Annotated in this window: 1 protein-coding gene; it reads left to right on the plus strand. The window is 70.4% G+C overall.

Annotated elements, in window-relative coordinates; translation table 11 throughout:
- Positions 1–1,313 (plus strand): class I tRNA ligase family protein (locus PLL68_RS13505; RefSeq protein ID WP_324534933.1); only part of this gene is annotated, 1,313 nt, incomplete at both ends.

Below are 1,313 nucleotides of genomic sequence, written 5' to 3' on the forward strand. Positions count from 1 at the left end.
TTCCCGATCGTCTTCGACGAGGACGGTGTCGCCCACGCGCTGCCCGACGAGATGCTGCCCGTCGAGCTGCCCGAGGTGCCCGACTACAGCCCGAAGACCTACGACGCCGAGGACGCCAGCAGCGAGCCCGAGCCGCCGCTGTCGCGCGTTCCGGACTGGGTGGAGGTCGACCTCGACCTCGGTGACGGGCGAGGCACCCGGCGCTTCCGCCGCGAGACCAACACCATGCCGAACTGGGCGGGGTCGTGCTGGTACTACCTGCGCTACCTCGACCCGGCGAACGAGGGCGTCCTCGTCGACCCCGAGAACGAGGCGTACTGGATGGGCCCGCGCTCCGAGCCCGTGGCAGGCGCCCCCGCCGGTACCCGGGACCCGGGTGGCGTCGACCTGTACGTCGGCGGTGTCGAGCACGCCGTGCTGCACCTGCTCTATGCCCGGTTCTGGCACAAGGTGCTGCACGACCTGGGCCACCTGAGCAGTGACGAGCCGTTCCGCACCTACTTCAGCCAGGGCTACATCCAGGCCGCGGCCTACCGCGACGACCGCGGCCAGCCGGTGGAGGCCAAGGAGGTGCAGGAGGGCCCCGACGGCACCTTCACCTGGCAGGGCCAGCCCGTCACCCGCGAGTTCGGCAAGATCGGCAAGTCGCTGAAGAACATGGTCAGTCCCGACGAGATGTATGCATCGTTCGGTGCCGACACCTTCCGCCTCTACGAGATGGGCCTGGGCCCGCTCGAGCAGAGCAAGCCCTGGGACACCCGGGCCGTGGTCGGCAGCCAGCGCTTCCTCCAGCGGCTGTGGCGCAACGTCGTCGACGAGGAGAGCGGCGAGGTCGTCGTCGTCGACACTCCGATCGACGACGCGACGAACCGGGTGCTGCACCGCACCATCGATGCCGTGCGTGCCGACTACGCGGGGCTGGGCTTCAACACGGCCATCGCCCGGCTCACCGAGCTCAACAACGCCCTGACCAAGCTGCCCGGGGGAGTGCCCCGCGCGGCCGCCGAGCAGATCGTGCTCATGGTCGCGCCCCTCGCGCCGCACATCGCCGAAGAGCTGTGGGCGCGTCTCGGACACACCGAGTCGCTGGTCCACGAGGCGTTCCCGGTGGCCGACCCGGCCCTGCTCGTCGAGGACACCGTCACCTGCGTCGTGCAGGTCCGCGGCAAGGTCCGCGACCGCTTCGAGGTGCCCGCGGACATCAGCGAGGACGACCTGCGAGAGCTGGCGCTGGCGAGCGAGAAGGTCCAGGCAGCGGCGCCGGACGGCATCCGCACCGTCATCGTCCGGGCACCCAAGCTGGTCAACGTCGT

The sequence above is a fragment of the Ornithinibacter sp. genome (assembly GCF_035443565.1).
Lineage (GTDB): Bacteria > Actinomycetota > Actinomycetes > Actinomycetales > Dermatophilaceae > Fodinibacter.